The sequence below is a fragment of the Pseudozobellia sp. WGM2 genome (assembly GCF_017810075.1).
GTDB lineage: Bacteria > Bacteroidota > Bacteroidia > Flavobacteriales > Flavobacteriaceae > JADNYK01.
In genome coordinates, this window is the sequence record NZ_JADNYK010000006.1 from 201687 (window position 1) to 220798 (window position 19112).

Annotated in this window: 12 protein-coding genes; 3 read left to right on the plus strand and 9 right to left on the minus strand. The window is 40.0% G+C overall.

Annotated features, from left to right (window positions below):
- Positions 1-10: 10 nt before the first annotated feature.
- Entirely contained in the window at positions 11-2245 is a 2235-nt protein-coding gene (locus IV512_RS15320; protein ID WP_209404896.1) for an alginate lyase family protein, read from the minus strand.
- Between the two features lie 30 nt (positions 2246-2275).
- Positions 2276-2773 (minus strand): shikimate kinase, encoded by a 498-nt coding sequence (locus IV512_RS15325; protein ID WP_209404898.1) that lies wholly within the window; start codon positions 2771-2773, stop codon positions 2276-2278.
- Between the two features lie 91 nt (positions 2774-2864).
- Here IV512_RS15325 and IV512_RS15330 point away from each other — a divergent pair, with 91 nt between their 5' ends.
- The 3 genes from IV512_RS15330 (at position 2865) to IV512_RS15340 (ending at position 6568) form a co-directional block, all read left to right on the plus strand.
- Positions 2865-3830, plus strand: coding sequence for a sugar phosphate isomerase/epimerase (locus IV512_RS15330; RefSeq protein WP_209404900.1), 966 nt, complete (start codon positions 2865-2867; stop codon positions 3828-3830).
- Between the two features lie 197 nt (positions 3831-4027).
- A complete protein-coding gene (locus tag IV512_RS15335) occupies positions 4028-5887 on the plus strand; it encodes a tetratricopeptide repeat-containing sensor histidine kinase (RefSeq protein WP_209404902.1) in 1860 nt (619 codons plus the stop codon).
- A 12-nt stretch (positions 5888-5899) separates the two neighbouring features.
- Entirely contained in the window at positions 5900-6568 is a 669-nt protein-coding gene (locus IV512_RS15340) for a DNA-binding response regulator (RefSeq protein ID WP_209404904.1), read from the plus strand.
- A 699-nt stretch (positions 6569-7267) separates the two neighbouring features.
- Here IV512_RS15340 and IV512_RS15345 read toward each other — a convergent pair.
- The 7 genes from IV512_RS15345 to IV512_RS15375 form a co-directional block, all read right to left on the minus strand.
- Complete coding sequence (locus IV512_RS15345; protein ID WP_209404906.1) at positions 7268-8524, minus strand: bile acid:sodium symporter family protein; 1257 nt, start codon at positions 8522-8524, stop codon at positions 7268-7270.
- Between the two features lie 9 nt (positions 8525-8533).
- Positions 8534-9199, minus strand: a complete 666-nt coding sequence (locus tag IV512_RS15350) for an aspartate/glutamate racemase family protein (RefSeq protein ID WP_209404908.1) — start codon at positions 9197-9199, stop codon at positions 8534-8536.
- Positions 9196-10578: a four-carbon acid sugar kinase family protein gene (locus IV512_RS15355; protein WP_209404910.1), complete on the minus strand. Its 1383-nt coding sequence runs from the start codon at positions 10576-10578 to the stop codon at positions 9196-9198. Before IV512_RS15355 ends, IV512_RS15350 begins: the two co-directional genes overlap by 4 nt.
- The gene (locus IV512_RS15360; protein ID WP_209404912.1) at positions 10578-11819 is read right to left on the minus strand and encodes a ribulose-bisphosphate carboxylase large subunit family protein; all 1242 of its coding nucleotides are present in this window, start codon (positions 11817-11819) and stop codon (positions 10578-10580) included. The genes IV512_RS15355 and IV512_RS15360 overlap by 1 nt, the downstream gene beginning before the upstream one ends.
- A 24-nt stretch (positions 11820-11843) precedes the next feature.
- Positions 11844-13862 (minus strand): glycoside hydrolase family 127 protein, encoded by a 2019-nt coding sequence (locus IV512_RS15365; protein ID WP_209404914.1) that lies wholly within the window; start codon positions 13860-13862, stop codon positions 11844-11846.
- A 234-nt stretch (positions 13863-14096) separates the two neighbouring features.
- Complete coding sequence (locus IV512_RS15370) at positions 14097-15638, minus strand: RagB/SusD family nutrient uptake outer membrane protein (RefSeq protein ID WP_209404916.1); 1542 nt, start codon at positions 15636-15638, stop codon at positions 14097-14099.
- Positions 15639-15652: 14 nt separating this feature from the next.
- Entirely contained in the window at positions 15653-19039 is a 3387-nt protein-coding gene (locus tag IV512_RS15375) for a TonB-dependent receptor (RefSeq protein WP_209404918.1), read from the minus strand.
- Positions 19040-19112 lie beyond the last annotated feature (73 nt).

A 19112-nucleotide genomic window follows, 5' to 3' on the forward strand; every position in this document is an offset into this window, starting at 1 on the left:
TTAAGATTAATTAATTGTAATAATAAGAACCTACCCATGTATGATTCTTGTTATTGATTTTCAACTTATGGCTTTCTTCTTTTGAACCATTATTGTTTGCTACGATAAATAATTTTGATTTATCGTTTACAAGAGTTATTCGAATGGCAGTATAAGCATCAGTATCAACGAGCACCTCTACTTTTTTTATGCTACTATTAGAATTTATGGCCAATTCTGAAATGGGACTGTAGCTGCCGTGTGCTTCTATTACTGAAGCGAAAAGGGTATTTTTTGTATTTTCTCTTCTTAACAATAAACCCGCATCGCGTCTCAAATTGAACTCAGGGTCGTTAGCTCCAATTCTTGTAAAAATTAAATTATCATTAGCATGGGTTACTGAAGTTAGGGTATGAAATTCACCCTCATTTAACCACGATAATTTACTGTTATCGTCAGAAGCTTTCGCAGCCCCTTCTACAAATAAATGTTGATAGCCATGGTTATTTCCTAATACATCTAATGATTTAGGTGTTTGATACTCAAAATTTGCTTGTATTACCTGACCTTTGAAATAGTAGGGGAAGTCATATTTGTTCACCTTGTTAGAAGTTACCCTCATCAAATCCAACATGTACGGTTGTTCTAAATCTTCATCTGTTATTAGGGCCATAGTGCGATGCATTTGGGTGCCTGGGTATGCATTCTTTTCTTTCGCACTTGCAATTTTTATGTTCGCTTTTGAATCATCAAAGAAATACAGTTCGGAATGATATTTACTACCAATTTCAAATTTTCCATCAAAATGAGAAGCCTCGTTTTGCGTAATTGTATTGTGGGCTATGGTCTGTTTCGCCCATGTTTTATTTTCTTTTAAGTAATTGCCCCCTCCTTTTTGTTCAATATTCACGAATCTAGCAAGACCATAATCTTGAATAACTTCTTCTCCTTTTGCATAAAGAGAATATGAGAGCTTGTCATAATGCCCATGGCTTGATCCTTGAGATGCATATTTAAATACAAGTTCAATATCCTTACTTCTCAAGATAGCAACCCCCCCTTGTTTGCCCTCGGGGCCATCTGATAAATTGATCGATTTTTTTTCAAATGGTTTTGCCTTTCCATTTTTTACCCCCAGCGCAACCGCTAAACCAGAATCATCGAGCAATACGCTTTCTTGTTCTTGTGCCACGGACAATAAACTTGCATCTTGATTTCCGTAACGATAGGCAATATCTACGGCCGTAACCAATTCTCTTGCGTAATATGACATGCCTTTTTGCCCATCATTTAGAGGAAAAAATTCACCATCGGCATCTGTAAGGTTTAGAAGTGCAGTAACCGATTTTAATAGAACACTATCCTTGAACTTAAATATTTCCAGTTCTGGTTTTACATTTTCAAGCCCCGTGGCAAAGATGAGAAATGGGTACATGGCATACCGCTGATAATATGGCCCTTCATTATAATATCCATCAGGAGAAAAGGGTTCCTCTATATTCGCCAAAAAACCGGCTTTTCCATCTTGATTTAAAAACCCGCCATCATCGTCTTTTGCCTTGGCATCTAGTTTCAAATCTTTTATACCATATAAAGCTCGATCAATTAATTCTTGATCGTTCATTACCAAACCGATCATGCCCACCGCTGCATTGCCCCAAGTACTATGGTTATGGACTCTTTGGTAAAATTGCGGACTATCTACAGAAATGTGGTCTGCGAAAGGTTTAAAAAGATTGTTTTCGAGCGTGTTGCGCTCTTCTTTAGACAGATAGTTATAAATGCAATCGTAAGCCTGACTCATATAAACCAACCAATTGGAATCGTTCAGGCATTGCCAGAACAACTTACCTCTGGCATAAGACCGTGTTTTAGGGTGCAATGGCAAATCTTTGTACATGGCCTCATACTGAAAAAGCATCTCTTTGATATACTTGGCGTACTTCTCATCTTGAAGCACTTGATAGAGTACTCCTGCTTTTTGAGCAATCAAAAAGTTTTTTTTATGCTTTTCATGCGTATAACCTCCGGAGTAATCTTTCGGTATTGGCGTATTTATGCCTTGAGCAATCTCTGCATCTACTTCTTTTTTCTCACGCTCCAATGTAGCATCAAAGAGGGGTATGTTGCCTAATTCCGCCCTTATGTTTCGAACTCCTTCCTTGGTTAAAATCAAGCTAGGGTGTTCTTGAGAGAGACCATTTACAGATGCAAACAGAGTAACAATCAAAAAAGCGAAGAAAGAAGTTCTAGAAAATTGTCTCATAGTATAGATTAAGTTGTCATGGTCTATAAATCAACCATATTTTCGCGCTAGATACTTTAAAATGGTATCTACCATTTCCTGTGGCGTTGAAGATATATCTACGGCAAGGGCTCTTTTAGGTATTTCCAAAACTTGAAAATCAGACTCCAAGGATGATTCGGTCAGTGGTTGAGTCAGGCCTTTCTCTAAACGCTGATTCACCTCTTCATACGTGCCACGCATAAATACCCAATCAATTTCGTGACCGATATTCTTCGCCAGCAATAGCCGCTGTTCCTTTTTTAAAATGGAACAAGAAACAACACAGCCCTTTTTATAGAATTCTTTATCGATTAGGTCTGTAATTGCGGTCAACCAATTATTAGAAATGGAAGCGCTATCTTTTTTAGCTTCGAGCAGTTCTTCTTTGAATAATATATCTGCGTCGAAAAATGGGACCTCTAATCTATTGGCCACCTTTTCACCTATAACACTCTTTCCGGTACCACAAACTCCAACTAAAACTACAATATGATTGTTCTTTTTCATCAAAAATAAAAATTGGTTAACCAATTTGGATAACCAAATATAATTATAATTAATCAATAACAAAAAGTTAACTTCAAAAAACTTTTATTCTATGAGCAAAGACCCTAAGTTATTCTCCCGCAGAGGTTTTATACAAAAATCAGGCTTGGTGACGGCTGGTATTCCTTTAATGCCCATGGCAAATTCATTGCCACTGGCATCGCCAAATAAAAGTAATTTGAAAGTTCATTTATTCTCAAAACATTTACAATTTCTAAATTACTTCGACATGTCGGAGGCAGCTGCCGATATGGGCTTCGACGGTTTAGATCTTACTGTGAGACCTCATGGACACGTACAACCCGATCAGGTTATCGAAAAACTGCCGAAAGCAGTTGAAGCCATGTTAAATATGGGATTGCAGCCTGACTTACTGACTACAAATATTTTAGACGCTCAAAGAGATACTGATGTAACTCTGTTGCAAACAGCTAGCCAGCTCGGGTTTAAACACTATCGTATGGGCTGGTTCAAATATGAGGAGGAAAAACCCATACCACTACAAATCAAAGAATTAACCGATCGGTTCTCTAAACTAGAAAAATTTAATGCTCGGTTAGGGCTTAAAGGTTCGTATCAAAACCATGCAGGAAAATATGTTGGTGCCCCGATTTGGGACACCTACCAAATTATTAAAGATTTTACCTCGAGGCACATAGGTTCACAATATGATATTAGACATGCTGTAGTCGAAGGAGGTAGCAGTTGGGAACTCGGTCTAAAACTCATCAAGAATCATATCAATACCATAGCTATTAAAGACTTCAAATGGGGCCAAGTCAACGGTGTTTGGAAACCGATAAATACACCACTCGGAGAAGGAATGGTAGATTTCAAGCGGTACTTTACACTTCTAAAAAAATATGGTATTCAAGTGCCTGTCTCCTTACATCTCGAATATGACCTAGGAGGAGCCGAACACGGTATGTCAAAAATTTCCATTGATAGAAAGGAAATCTTTAAACAAATGAAAAAAGATCTGACTTATTTAAAAATGACTTGGGAACAAGCTGGATGATTTACTAAATACGCTCTATTCTATTTTTGATACCGATAAATCCATCTAAAAAATTAAAAACAATTTTGAGTAATTTGGCACAGCTAACCAATTATGCCACTTCAGTTTAATAATCTCCATCACTCTTGAAAAAGATAGCACTTGTAGTTTCATTCGTCCTATTTATTTTTTGTCAACCTCGAGATGAAGGTAACCTTATGAACACGGCTATTGAAAGCGATAGCATATCGTATTACTACCAACGCGCAAAAAACAAAGAACTTTCCCTTGAAGATAGAAGTGACGCTATACAACATGCGTATTCGAAACTAAACCCTAGAGTTTACGATTCAATCTTCGGTGAAGTGCTCTATTACAAAAACTATATACACTTAAATTTGGGGCAATACGATAGTCTTTTAAACAATAGTAATATACTTCTACTGCACAAGACAGAGATCAATAGCTCTACGGTTTTGGCCAAACATTACTATTTACTTGCCTATTACTATCAGCAAATCACCCGTGATTACGGCAAAGCCATAGAAAACTACACTGCTTCAAAAAACTATGCCCTGAAATTGAACGACAGTAGCTTAGCAGGCAAAAACTTGATGAATATTGGAGTCATACAAAAAAATCAAAACGATTTTTTTGGCAGTAAAGAAACATTGGTAGAGGCCTTGACATTTCTCAAAGAACCCCCATTAACCACCCACTGCTACAATACTTTGGCCACTAATCATAGAAAACTCTTAAACTATGAAGAAGCTATCGACTGTTATGGCAAGGCTATCTCAGAGGCAAGCGGCACCGAAGAGAAGTTGCTCTATGAAAATAATCTTGCCGCCACCTATATCGATAATGCACAGTACGATGAGGCCTTATCACTTTTAAATACCATTTCAAAAAGCTCCGAAAGGTTGAAAAATAAAAAACTTCATGCCCGTATGTTAGACAATCTAGCTTACGCACGGTGGCTTTCAGGGGCACAGGTAAATCAACAAGAGTTTCTTACACCGGTTCGAATTCGTAAAGAGGAGAATGACCGTCGAGGGCTCTTAGCTAGTTATACTCACCTAGGAGAGTTCTTTAGCAAAACACGACCGAAAATGGCCAAGACCTATTTCGATTCGGTCATTCAATTATCACGAAAGTTGAAAATTCCCCGAGCAGAGACAGATGCCTTGCAATTTCTGATGCCGCTCGAACCTACAAATATCAATTTGCGAAATCGCTATGTTTATTTGCAAGACAGCCTGTACGAACAAGAGCTAAAAGTTAAGACCCAGTTTGCAAAATACATTTACGACGACCAACTCAAACAAGAATCGATTCAACGTTTACAACGTATTAATTTAGAACATGAACTAGAAGCTACAAAACAGCGAAGCCAGAGCATTCTTTTGATTTCCGGTTTGGTCGTCGTCATTCTTGCCGCACTTTTCATCAGCCTCTTTATGGCTCAACGCAGTAAAAGACTAAAGCAGAAGAACCGCACTGCCAAAATTGAAGCTGCCTACGAGACTGAAGCTGCCCTTTCAAGAAAGCTTCATGATGATTTTGGAGGAAAACTGAACCACGCCATGGTGTTACTGCAGAACGGAAGCGATAGGAAAGATGTACTTGATATGGTAGGAGTCCTGTACGACCAAAGTAGAAGGTTCTCTAGGGAAATTAATGATGTAGATACCGGACCAAGCTATAAAGACAACTTATTCGGCGTGCTTGAAGCCTATTCGAAAAACATCCAACTTTTTGTTACCGGAAGCAAAGAAATAGATTGGACCCGCATATCGCCACTTTCAAAAAAAACGCTGTATAAAGTACTGCAAGAATTAATGATCAATATGCAAAAGCATAGTGAGGCCACCATGGTCTTTATCGACTTTAACCAAACAAATCAAAGTTTAAAAGTCGCGTATTCCGATAACGGTGTTGGCACTGCAAAAACACCCATTAAAAATAAAAATGGACTTCTGAATACAGAAAAGCGTATTCATGCCGTAAAAGGAACCCTTACTTTTGATTCAAACAAAGGTGAAGGTTTCACCGCCAACATTAAGATTCCGAATTAAAATAGTGCGGTTATGTTCAAAAAAATTTTGGTTTCCGAAGATTTTCAAGACACGAACAAGGGTATCGTCAATGCGCTTGAAAGTAGATTGCAAGTTGACTGTATTATACAAGAAGAATTGTATTGCGACAATACTTTTAACCGTTTTAAGACCGCAATCGCCGAAGGCACACCCTATGAATTACTGATTACCGACCTATCATTTAAAGAGGGGCCCATTACCCGAAAACTTACCTCTGGGCAAGAATTGATCAAAGAGGTTAGACAAATTGATCCCTCCATTAATATAATTGTCAACTCAATGGTAGATGACCCTGTTGAAATAAATACCTTGTTCACAGAACAAAAAATAAATGGTTACGTATGCAAAGGCCGCAACGGGTTGAATGAATTGATAACCGCTATACATGAGGTTGACCAAAACAGAACTTATGTATCTCCGCAAATTAATCTAAAAAAAGCCAATACTGTTTTTGAACTAGATGAGTACGATCTGATAATTTTAAAAGATCTCGCCGACGGCTTTACCAAAAAAGAAATATCGGAAAAGCTTAAGAAAAAAAATGTCTCTCCTAATAGTGAAAGTACCATTGATAAGAAAGTAAGTCGCTTATTCGATCAGTTTGAAGCAAGAAACACCCATCACCTTATTGCCAAGCTGATAAAACAAGGTAAAATATGACCGGCAGTATCTTAATAGGCATTAAATCAAAAACTTCGCCACCTTACGGAAATCTGTAAAGTATATAAAATTATTGAGTCTAGGTTTGTGATGTGTTAACAAATCGACCATATATCAACTCTACATTGAGAAATTAGACCGGCCTGCTAACCAATGATTGGGGGATCATTCAATTATGCAGGTTCGGTCTTTTTAATCAAATAGGGTATAGCAGGTCACTCACTAAAACTCAGCTCTATGAAAAACCTCACCTATTTGCTATTACTACCTGCGCAAGTAAGCGACTCAAAAGCTGAATTGACTAATGTAGCCTCCGCAATCAATTGGTGATATGTTGCGGTAATAATTGAGGGATTAGTCATATTAGCTATAATTGCTATTCTCTTTAAAGCCCATAGAAATTATCAATCGGATAAAAACAAATATGAGTACTTAAAAAACAACGACATACCTAATAAAGAGTCCGATGCTTTTGCACGAAGTACCCAAGAGGCTAAAAAATTACACAAAGTACTTTGCCACAAGTGTCACCCTGACCGGTTTGAAGATGAACATCAAAAAAAGATAGCGCATAGACTCTTTCAAGAAATGTCAATTTCAAGAAACAATCTGGCTAAACTTATGAAGTTAAAAGCCAAAGCAGAAGAAGAACTTGGGGTGAAAGTATAGTAAAATGGTTTTTCAGTTAAATCTAATCTATCATCTCTCGTTCCTTTTGCGCCAATAATTGGCCAACATTGACCCTGAAATATTCATCCAAGGGCTGAAAACAGCCGCCGCCAGACCAAGTGTCGCAAGTTTACCCATAGACCCTGCCAAACCTGAAGCCATGCCTCCATTTTGCAATCCGACTTCAAAGGCTATGGTCTGACTCTGTTTTTTATTAAGTCCAGTTGCCCTGCTCAGCCAATAGCCGAAGAAATAACCTGCGCTGTTGTGCAATACCGCCGCTACAAAAAGTAAAGCACCTATTTCGAGTAAATGGTCACGCCCAGCTGCCGTGGTTACCAATGTAAAATAAACGATACCGAACATCGAGATATAAGGCATTATTACATCTAATTTTGCGTACTTTTTAGAGAGGAAATTATATAGGCACCCAACGAGGACCGCACCACATAAAAAATTGATAATCTCAAAAATAGTCGCCACTGTACTTATATCTGACGAGATGAGCGTGTTCATAAAAAGCAAGGCCATCAACAACCAAATTGCAGAAAATAATGCTACATAGTAAATTTTCTTTCTTAAACCTGGACCATAATTTTTTAGCACATCGTGAATCATGGCCGCCAATAAGGGTACCAATACAATCTTGACGATTGACATCATCATATTAAAAAAATCAATTTCTATAAATGTACCAGCAAACAGTTTCATTAAGAAAGTGGTCATTATGGGTGCTGTTAGCGTAGAAATAGCCGTTACCGTAACCGATAGCACTAAATCGCCTTTGGCGATATAGGTCATCACGTTAGAGGCGAGACCGCTACTACAAGACCCTATAAGTACAATGCCGGCTGCGATTTCAGCATCAAACCCAAAAGTTTTGGCTATACCAAAGCCAATTAATGGCATTATGGTAAATTGGCCCAATAGGGCAATAAGAACACCCTTTCCTGATTTTTTAATACCAGTAAAATCTTTGATGCTCATTTGAGTGCCCATACCGAACATCACCAATTGTATAATAATAAGAATAAGCCATTTATTGCGAAGATCTACGCCACCCATATTCAAAAAGAACTCTGGTGACACCATACCTGCAATTACTGCGGCAATTATCCAAAAGGTGTATTGATAGCCTTCAAGTGATTTTAGATATCCCACACCAATTGCCAAACTTGCAGCACCCAAAATCAATGTCACTTTCCATAGTACCGGTATTTCTTGAAATCCGCCAATGGCAGATAAAACAAACAGTAAAAGTGCGGTCCAAAGAAAGTATTTTCGCATGAAACTAGCTTATTTGAAGTAAGTTTCGGCAAGTTTTTTCATGGCAATGCCAGGACTTGCCAAAATAGGAATCGATTTCTCTTCTGAACTTAAAGTATCAACCACACGGGCCATAGATGCCTGTGCCAAAACAATCACATCGACCTCTTTTATCAGAGATTTGAGACCTTCTCTGACCATCTCATCATGCTTTTCGGAGTTGCCATTCATTAAGAAATCAAAAGCACCTTCGCACAGTTTAGAAACAATTTTCACCTTTTTACCAACTGCTTCAGCTCTTCTCTTGACCAAATCACTGGTCGGCCCTAAAGTAGTGGGCAAAGTAGCTATGACCCCAATTTTATCGCCTATTCTAACAGCTTCGTCGGCCATGGCCAAATCGACTCGAATGACCGGTACGCTACATAATGTAGCAGCTGTTTCAATGGCCGAACCGATTGAAGAGCACGTAGCCAATATCACATCGGCACCAGCGGCCTCGGCCCCTTGAATATGGCTCACCACCCTTGAAGCCGTTGTTGGTGTTAACCTACCTTTTTTGATAACATCTTTAATAACACTATCATCGGCGATATTGAAGGTTTCTACATTCGTTAAATATTCATTGGTCAATTGCTGAAAAACGGGCACCAATGTGGCCGAGGTATGCACGAAACCTAACGTTTTTGTCTTCATAATTTCTCTCCTTTTAAAACCTTTAAAAAATAATCGGGGGTACCCACCTGCCCTCCTTTAAAATTCAATTCCAATCCGTTTACTTGACTGTAATCCGAAATTGCTTTGCACAATGGTGCTCCTGGTGCCAAAGGCGCAATCATCTCGAGCGCTATGATGTCAAGCTCCGAAGCCGCATGACTTGAAGTATCACCACCTGCAAACAAAATCCGTTTGATATTGACCTCTGCTATGACTTTCTTGGCAATTTGACCCAAAATATTACCATATACTTTACTACATTGTTTTTGAACATCATCTGCAGCCAGACCTTGTTCTCTAAAGTACGATTCAGTAACTGCGATACGTGGATCCTGGGGCCCGATACTGGTATGTACAATGGTGCACTTACCTAAATTAAAATTATCTATGATTTGATGTGCTGCTTCTTCTATAATATTAGAGCGACAATCTTCATCAACAGCATTGGCATCTAATGCAATTTGAACGAACCCCATATCTGTAGCATATTCAATTTGTTCTGCGGTAACAGGGGAACAACTACCTGACAATACCAATATCGGACCTACATCTGCCAATACATCAAATGAAACATTTCCTTCTAAAATCTTACTCTTTTTCCAAGCTAGACCCAAGGCCATCTCCACCCCCGATGAGCCTACGGAAAATAATGTCTTGGTTTGTGCCAGTTGATGAAAAACCGTACCGATGGTGTCGAGGTGTACGTTATTCAATCCATCAAAAAATAAAATATCCGCTTTGTTCTCTGCAACCGACTCCAAAATGGTTTCCGTGCCCTTTTCTATAATATTGACATTTACAAGTGCGATTGATTGATTGGTCTGTTTAGCCAAATGCAGAGTTAAATCAGACTCATGGGCAGGTGTTACCGGATGATTGCTCATCGAAGGATGTCGATCAACACGATAAATCTGACCGTTACCAAAAGTTCCCATTTTTGCGAACAAGTTACCGAAAATGCAATACCTGCCCAAGTGGGGCGCAGCAGGCAATATCATTGCCGTTTGCTGTTCGAAGACCTCCCTACCTATCGCTATAGCCTTACCCATATTACCCACATGGGGTGCCGAATCAAAGGTGGAGCATACCTTATAATGAAAATGTTGCGGATTCATCTTTTTTATAGCCTCGAAAACAGGAAGCAGTTCTTCGTTCATTTCATCAGGTGACATCGAGCGGCTTTTACCGGCTACCCCAATGGCTCGAACATCAGAAAATCGTTCTAAATCTTTCTCTTCGGGCTTTCGCAGAAAAAGCACGGTTCGTACTCCGGCTAAGGTCAGGTACTCCAAAGCATCGGTAGAACCGGTAAAATCATCACCGTAAAATGTTAAAAGTAATTGCTCTGGTTGCTGCATTATTTAGCGAACTTTTTTACCGATGCGGCAAATTCGGGTGAGTTTTGAGCCGTTTCTTCAATTGATTGGCCATTTACAGCACCTTCCCATGCTCTTTTTATTGCGGTAACACCCGCCGTAGGCCCCATAGGGTGGGCCAGTATGCCTCCACCCGCCATATAAAGCAAATCTGTAGTTTGGGTTCTTTTATAGGTTTCAAAAGCCTGTCCGCCCCATTGACCTGAAGATACTACGGGTAGAATATTGTTTCCTCCCAAAAAGGCCTTTAAACAACTTTTAATCGAGGTAACCACCGAGTCATCAGATTCCCAAAACTTGTTTTGAATACCGTTCACATGTAGTTGGTCTACCCCGGCCAACCTCTGAATTTTTTGATACGCCGGAAATTCGATACCCAACAAAGGGTGTCTGTTCATCATGCCCCATCCGTTACGATGCCCGTGAATAACAAGCTGCCCCATATCACATATTTTTTTTGTAGCTGCAAGACCCACACTATTGATGCTTATCATGGCACAGCTTCCCTTTTCATTAAGAATCAAGTCGTATTTATGTTGCATTTCATCAACCTCGTCGCTAATATTGAAGGCATACATCACTTTTTTACCAGTTCGCTGTTCTCCATCGCGTACCTCTTTCATAATCGCCTTCACTCGATCATCAAAAAATGAATTAGCGGCAGAGCCCATTAACTCGTCGTCTTTAATAAAATCAATACCCGCCTCGATCAAGCTTTTTACCAAAGAAGCGGTTTCTTCTACCGACATGCCTATACTTGGCTTGATAATCGTTCCTATCAAAGGTCTGCTCGATACGCTACACGATTCCTTTGAACCCTTGATACCGAATCTTGGGCCGCGATAATGCCTGCTAAAAGATTCAGGCACCTGAATATCTATCAATTTTAATCCGGTGAACTGGCTTATCTCATATAAATTGCCTTGTAAAGTGCTTACCAAAACAGGTAGGTTATACCCGAAATTTTCAATGGACCAACTTACCTTTACTTTGGCTCGTTGATATTTCTTATTCGGAACGTTATTGCCCGGAATTGAAGGCTCAGCAACCTCTTCTAACAATTGAATATCTTCTACACGTGCGGCAAAGCGTTTTTTCAGGGCTTCTGTCTCTCCGGGAACGGAAACAAAAGTTCCTGATGATTGTTCCCCGGCCAATACCGCCGCAGCATCTTCAACTTTATAGGGCGTCTCAATGTAATACTCGGCTAAAATTCTTTCCATACCAATCGCATCAACACATTTTAATCAATACCCCATCCAAACGGTCATTTCATTTTTCGAACGATTGCCCCAGCTATAGTAGGGCACCAATGTAACATCAATCGTTTCTTTTGAGCTGGAAATTGGTTGGTACAAGGTCTTGCTCCAGTCCTCTGTTTTAACAAACGCCTTGGCGTCGATGCCCACAACTTCTCTATTATCAATTTTAATCGTCTTCGTCTTAAACTCTGAATCGACATTCAAAAGAATTTTATTAATGTCTACGGATGTTGACATATCTTCTGATTCCAAACAATAAACTAGTGGTCCTCGCTTAACGGCCAATTGATTTTTTGTCTCTTCTACTAACGGATTGGCTTCCATCAATCGAACCGGCATAGGAATATCCAGTTCTATAACATCACCTTTTTTCCATTTTCTATTAATTTCCGAGTAGCTTCCAGCTACAATCGATTCTTCAGTATTTGCATTATTTACAGCTATGGTCGAACCCTCGCTCCAGCCAGGTATTCTCAAAAAGAAAGCAAACTCTTTTTTCGGCGCTTTTACTATTTTCAAGGTCACCTTACCATCCCATGGATAATTTGACTCTTGCTGCACTTCAACAACATCACCGCTCAAAGTAGAGGTTTTTATGTTATTGCTTCCATATAAATTAACGTAAAGACCATTTTCCGAAAGGTTATAAGCGTAATTATTGACTTGGGCCAAGGTTCGGGTCACATTGGGTGCACAACAATTCGATTTTGAAATATAACCCTCGCGAAAATCTCCCCAACGTTGCTCAAAGGGAAGTTGATTCGAAACATTTAAAGGATTATTATAACAGAACTCTTTACCTTCAAGACTGATACCCGACAGTACACTATTGTAGAGTGCTAACTCTACGATATCGGCATATTTGGCATCTGCAGTAAGTTGCAACATACGCCAGTTCCATAAAACATTACCAATATTGGCGCAGGTTTCAGTGTGGGCCGTAGCGTTCGGCAATTGAAAAGGTCGGCCATATGCTTGATGTACTTTCTGAACAATAGAAGGTTTATACACCGTTCCATCTGGTGAAACCCCATCGTAGAGAGAGCCACATGCGCCAGTAATATACATTTTACGATACGCGACATCTTCCCAGATCGACTGTAAATTTTCAAGTAGTTTTTTTTCTCCTGTCTCGGCATACAAATCGGCAATACCCGCATATAGGTAATTGGCGCGAACCGCATGGCCCATAGCCGTGGTCTGTTCCCTAAACGGAATTCTATCTTGGTTATCGTCGGTTCCGTCGTTTGTGGTACCCCTGATATCTATCAAGTTGTTTGCCAACTCTAAATATCGGGCATCTTTTGTGGTGCGATACATTTCAACAATTCCCATATAATGTGACGGGCAAATAGCATTACGTGCCAATTCTGGAGAAGCCTTTTTATAAAAATCGTACAGAAAGTCAGCCACCCCTTTAGCTACATTCAAAAAACTTTCCTTACCCGTAGCTCTATAATGCACACACGCAGCAGTCATCAGGTGACCCATATTGTATTTCTCGAAACCTAATTGTTTCTGCAATTGTTCTGGCCCCAAAGTACCCCAACGTTCTTCGATCAGTACAGGAGTGTTCAGATAACCATCTTTTCGTTGGGCTTTTTCAAAGAGGGCAATAGCCATATCCATCTCCTTATCCAACTCAGGGTTTTTGGTTATCGCATACGCGGATGCCATACCTTCAATTATTTTATAGAAATCACCATCATGAAAAGAGGGCCCCCTATGTTTGCCCTCCATCAAACCTGCCGCAATCTCAAAATTGGCGTAGGCATGGTTGACCGAATCATTTTGATAGAGGTCCAACATGTAGGGCAATGTATTTTGGGTCTCAATATCAAACTGCTCTTTCCAAAAACCACTGGTCCATTTTACATCTTCAAGATTCACACTTTTTAGCTTTGTAAAGGGGCTGTTCGTGTTGGCGACCAAACCATTATCTTGCCCAAAGGCCAAGGTTCCGAAAAACATTAAAAGTAAGATGAAAGTGATGTTTTTTGTCATTATCTTTTTTTGTTCATTACAGTTATTAACTACTTTAAACCATTGAGCTATCGCAATGGCATTTCTATTTTATTCGATTTGCATCCCGCGCTATAATTTCTAAAACATTGACGTCTATCCACATAAAGAAATGGATAAGTTTTGTTTTCAAAAGATACGTCCGGATTTTGCCCAATTGCATCTCCGGACGATCTTAACTAAACTAACTCCAACTCACTATCTTTATGACTTAGATCAATATCCATCATTTTGAACCAATTCTGGATTGGAATCAAGTTCTGCCTGAGGAAACGGCAGTTTGTAAAAATGGTCTTTGAACACCATAATATTTCCGTTCGTGGTGGGCATACCATCCAATTCAGACTGTGCAATCTTCCAACGTTTCAAATCAAAATATCTCAACCCTTCCAATGCTAATTCTACCCTTCTTTCATTTCGAATAAACTCACGCAAAGAGCCTTGGTCGGCAAACGCCCCTCGGTCAACCGCCGGCATATTCACTCCCGTTCTACCCCTTACTTCATCTATGGCCTCATAAACCGACGCATCTGGCCCATTGGCCTCATTTTTAGCTTCCGCGTACATCAGTAAAATATCTGCATAGCGTAAATGCACAAAATCATTATCGGACTCAAATGCATCTTCAGAGGTTAATGGCATAACATCTAGGTCTACGTATTTCTCCATCACGAAACCCGTTGACGAAGAGAAAATAGGAACATCGTTGGGCCAAGATTCGTTAGGCAACTTGATGGTCATATCTAACCGAGGGTCTCTGTTTTGATAGTTTTCAGAAGGTAAGGAAGTCGAACTTGGGTCATCGCCGTTAGACATCTGATATACATCTGCCAAATCTGCAAACGGCTGCAAATAATACTGTTGCCCCAATTCAAGATAAATACCTGCTGGAACCGGGTCTACCCTATGCACATTGTTCATGCTGTATTTTGTAGAAAATAAAATTTCGGTATTGACGCTCGGGTTCGCTTGACCACCTTTCAGAAAGATATCTTTGTAGCTGTCGGCCAATTGAAATTTACCTCCATCGATCACCTCTTTTAGAACATTGGCGGCCTCATCCCATTTCTCTTGTGTCAGCAACACTCTGCCCAATAGGCCCTGCGCACTACCCTTAACGGCATGGCCCGAATACGGTACATCTGGCAAGTTGGCGATGGCAAAATTCAGGTCATCTTCTATCAATTGATAAATATCTGCAGAAGAACTTTTAGGCACCACCATTTCATCAAGGTTATCAGGAAAACCTACATAGAGCGGAGCATCGCCCCATAACTGAACCACATCAAAATATGCCAAAGCCCTTACAAACCTAACTTCAGCCTTATAGACCTCGAGATCACTCTCGGTAAGCAGAGGGTCTTCAAGGGCATTATCTGCATTGGCCAGAAAGTAATTACAAGCCGTTACAGCCTTATAAGGCTGTAAAAACATGTTGTTCAAAGCACCACCTGAAACTGCGCTAAGGGCACCAATAGTCATTTCATAAAGAAATCGTTGCTCAAAATTCGGAAGTGCATTTGCGGCATTGTCTGAAAGACATTCGAAATAAACTCTTTCATAACCTAGATAGTTCTCGGTTAGTGTCGCATAAACCCCAGCTAGCCCGGTCACAACGTGGTCTTCAGTTTGCCAAAAAGTCTCACTTGATAAACTGTCCAATGGATTTTTCTCTAGAAAATCGTCATCACAAGACCAGATTACGCAAGCTACTACCGCTCCTATGAAAAAATTGTATATTTTTTTATATGTTTTCATAATCATCATATCAACTAAAATTTAACATTAAGACCAAGATTGAGTATTCTCGCCTGAGGCCAACTCAAAAACACAGTTGAAAAACTGGAAAGGTGTCGCTCAGGATCTTGATTTTTGAAATCAGTCCATGTAATGAGATTATCGGCAGAAACATATAATTTCAAATTCTGCACATGAAACTTCTGGGTAACTTCAGTGGGCAAATTATAGGAAAGCATCACGTTTTTTAATCTCAAATATGAAGTATCGTGCAGATTATAGGTAGAGGCACTATAAGCAGCAACACCCGTGTACCCATCTATATGCAACGCTGGCATTTCGTTGGTGGGGTTATCGGGGGTCCATGCGTTACGCCAATCTTTTGTTGGCGGAATACCCGACCCAAATGGTGAATTGGGGGTCCAGAACTGCAAGAGGGCCTTTCTACCTTGAACTCCTTGAAAGAAAAGATTAAGGCCAAAATTCTTGTACTCAAAATTAAAACCAAAAGAGTAGGTGAAATCAGGATATCTGCCACCAATCGGTACGCGATCATCTGCATCGATATCGCCATCACCGTCAATATCTTTCATTTTTAAATCTCCGGCCCTTGGGTTTTGGTTCGCTTCATGAGTCGGGTAATTGCCACTGGCAATATCGTTTTCTTGAAAAATACCATCCCATACATATAAATTGAATTCATCATAGGGGTAACCCACATCTCTTATCGTACTGCCCGTGCTCGGCGTATAAATTGACACCACCTCATTTTTATACTTGGTCAACAAAAAGTTCGCATTGTAGAACAAATCACCAACATTGTTTCTATGGGTTAGTTCAAATTCAAAGCCCTTATTGCGCATCTCTCCATTGTTGACCGTTGGGTTGTTTAGCCCGGTGCTTCTAGGTATTTGCACTGATGCGAGAATATCAAAAGTATTTTTATTGAAATAGTCGAAAGATACGCCTAGTAATGAATTCTTTATATTGATATCGACACCTATATCCGTAACTTCGGTAGTCTCCCACTGCAGGCTTTGATCTCTGAAGGTGGTGAGGTTCGCGCCTTGCAGAACCTCATTTTCTTCGTCAAACGGGTATACCGAATTGATAGAAAGGTTATTCTGATATAGGTAAGATCCTATATTTTGGTTACCCAACCTACCATAGGAAGCTCTTATCTTAAACTGGTCTAACCATGTTAGGTTACTTTTGATGAAATTCTCTTCGGAAATTACCCAGCCTGCCGATGCAGATGGAAATAGGCCCCATCGATAATCAGGCGAAACTTTAGAAGTACCATCATACCTTAAATTAGCCTCGAAGAGATATTTTTCTTTAAAATTATAGGCCAACCTACCGAAATAAGACCGTATGGCCCACTCTTCAGGGCGCTCTAATGCTGCCAACCGAAAATGGGTATTGAACAATTTCTCTCCATCGGAAGAATAGGCCTGAATATCTGTAAGATTCGGGGCAACGGTATTGGGTCTGTTGGCCCTTAATATTCTTCGGTTAAAACTGACTTGTTCATAACCTGCCATTGCAGACAGGTTGTGGTCTTCGCCCAGTTTAGTGTCATAGGCCAAGGTCGAAAAAATAGTTGGTGTAGATTCGGTCATGTGCTCATCGGTCAAACCGGGCACCTCTGCGCTTATAGCATCAAAGTTCTGGTTGTTCGGAAGCACTTCAACCCCATCATCAGGAAAGATATCTACATTATGCCAGAAATAGGTTTTATACGATTTTTGGTGCATCTTGAAATACCGATATTGATAATTAACCGCAAATTTGGTATTCCAGGTCAGACCTTTAAAAGGCTTGATTTCAAAATTCAGGTGCGCATTCAGATTATTTGTATTGAAGTACTGACTACCGATTAAATCGAATACCTCTTGGGGCGACTGACGATATTGTATGGCCTGTTCACCAACGTAGGCTTCACCTGCCACACGACCATCAGGAAGGTAAGGTGGGCTAAGAGGAGAAGTGGCATAGATATACATTGGCACAAATAGGTTCATCATCGGTGGTCGAGTATCTTCGGTACTGGTCAAGTTAAATGAGGTACTCATGGTCAACCAGTCGCTTACATCGATGGAGTAATTAAAAAGTCCATTATAACGGTCGAAGTCGTAGCCGGGAGCCATGGCATCTTGGGTCAATGCAGAAACCGAAAAATTATAGACACTGCGTTCTCCGCCACCCGAAATCGACAAGTTATGATTATGAACGGTGGCATCTTTGAACCAATAATCTACCGAGTTAAAATTCCATGGATACGTACCATTCTGATATTTTTCTATTTCCGACTGTGGATAATAGGTTTCCCCCGGAAAAGAGCGGTTATATGCCGTATTGAACATTTGCATATACTCGGCAGAATTATCAACAAAATCGGGTAATGCAGTAGGCGATTGAATGGAGATGTTCCCCCTATAACTAACAACCGGCTTACCTTTCTCCCCCTTTTTGGTGGTAACTAGAATAACCCCGTTCGCAGCTCTGGCCCCGTAAATTGCTGATGAGGCAGCATCCTTTAAAACAGTTATATTTTCTATCATATCAGGAGCAAGGTTGGTCAATGATCCTGCAGCCCCGTCAATTAATATCAATGGATCGTTACTACCTCCATAAGATCCCACGCCCCTGACTTGTATGATGGGATTATTTTGACCTGGTTCGGCACTAGGTTGAATAATTTCGACCCCTGAAATGCGGCCCTGTAAGAGGTTTGCAGAATTCGTTGCCGGTCTTTGAATGAGAACATCGCCGGCCACGTCGTCTACCGCACCTGTTAGATTTACTTTTTTCTGTGCACCATAGCCCACGATAACCACCTCATCTAAACTTGAAGCATCTTCTTGAAGGGTAATTGAAATGTTGGTCTGGTCACCTACGGCTATCTCTTGGGTGGCAAAACCGATATAAGAAATGGATAGAACCGCATTTTGGTCAGTTACCGCTATGGTGAAATTGCCATCAAAATCGGTTTGAGTACCATTCGAAGTGCCCTTCTCGATAACATTAGCCCCTGGCAAAGGCTGCCCATTTTGATCGATAACGATACCAGAAACCTCTTCTTGCACCTGTTCAATAATATTTGCCTTCTCTACTGATTGCTCTATTAAAACCGTATTATTATCGGTCACCTTTACATTAAAATGACCACTCGACAAACTCCTTTTTAAAAGTTTATTGGCGAGTATGCTACCTTTCTTTACTTCTACCTTCGGATAATTATCAAAGATTCCCTCTTGATAAATAAACTTGTAGTCAGTCTGATTCATAATGAGGTCAAAAACTTCGTCAACGCTCAATATCTTATCGACATCTATTTGAACTTTTGAATTTTGCGACAAAATAGAATTTGGAGCAAAACTCAATACCGTGGTCAGCGATAGAAATATAAAAGTTCTCATAATATTGATTAACAGCCCCCTCCTGAAAAGGAAAAGGACATTTTGCAAATTAATTTTCATAAATTTGGTGGTT

Coding starts and splice junctions, on each gene's coding strand:
- IV512_RS15355 (WP_209404910.1), bottom strand. CDS start 10,578: ATGCAGCAACCAGAGCAATTACTTTTAACATTTTACGGTGATGATTTT.
- IV512_RS15325 (WP_209404898.1), bottom strand. CDS start 2,773: ATGAAAAAGAACAATCATATTGTAGTTTTAGTTGGAGTTTGTGGTACC.
- IV512_RS15365 (WP_209404914.1), bottom strand. CDS start 13,862: ATGACAAAAAACATCACTTTCATCTTACTTTTAATGTTTTTCGGAACC.
- IV512_RS15330 (WP_209404900.1), top strand. CDS start 2,865: ATGAGCAAAGACCCTAAGTTATTCTCCCGCAGAGGTTTTATACAAAAA.
- IV512_RS15345 (WP_209404906.1), bottom strand. CDS start 8,524: ATGCGAAAATACTTTCTTTGGACCGCACTTTTACTGTTTGTTTTATCT.
- IV512_RS15360 (WP_209404912.1), bottom strand. CDS start 11,819: ATGGAAAGAATTTTAGCCGAGTATTACATTGAGACGCCCTATAAAGTT.
- IV512_RS15335 (WP_209404902.1), top strand. CDS start 4,028: ATGAACACGGCTATTGAAAGCGATAGCATATCGTATTACTACCAACGC.
- IV512_RS15350 (WP_209404908.1), bottom strand. CDS start 9,199: ATGAAGACAAAAACGTTAGGTTTCGTGCATACCTCGGCCACATTGGTG.
- IV512_RS15375 (WP_209404918.1), bottom strand. CDS start 19,039: ATGAGAACTTTTATATTTCTATCGCTGACCACGGTATTGAGTTTTGCT.
- IV512_RS15370 (WP_209404916.1), bottom strand. CDS start 15,638: ATGAAAACATATAAAAAAATATACAATTTTTTCATAGGAGCGGTAGTA.
- IV512_RS15320 (WP_209404896.1), bottom strand. CDS start 2,245: ATGAGACAATTTTCTAGAACTTCTTTCTTCGCTTTTTTGATTGTTACT.
- IV512_RS15340 (WP_209404904.1), top strand. CDS start 5,900: ATGTTCAAAAAAATTTTGGTTTCCGAAGATTTTCAAGACACGAACAAG.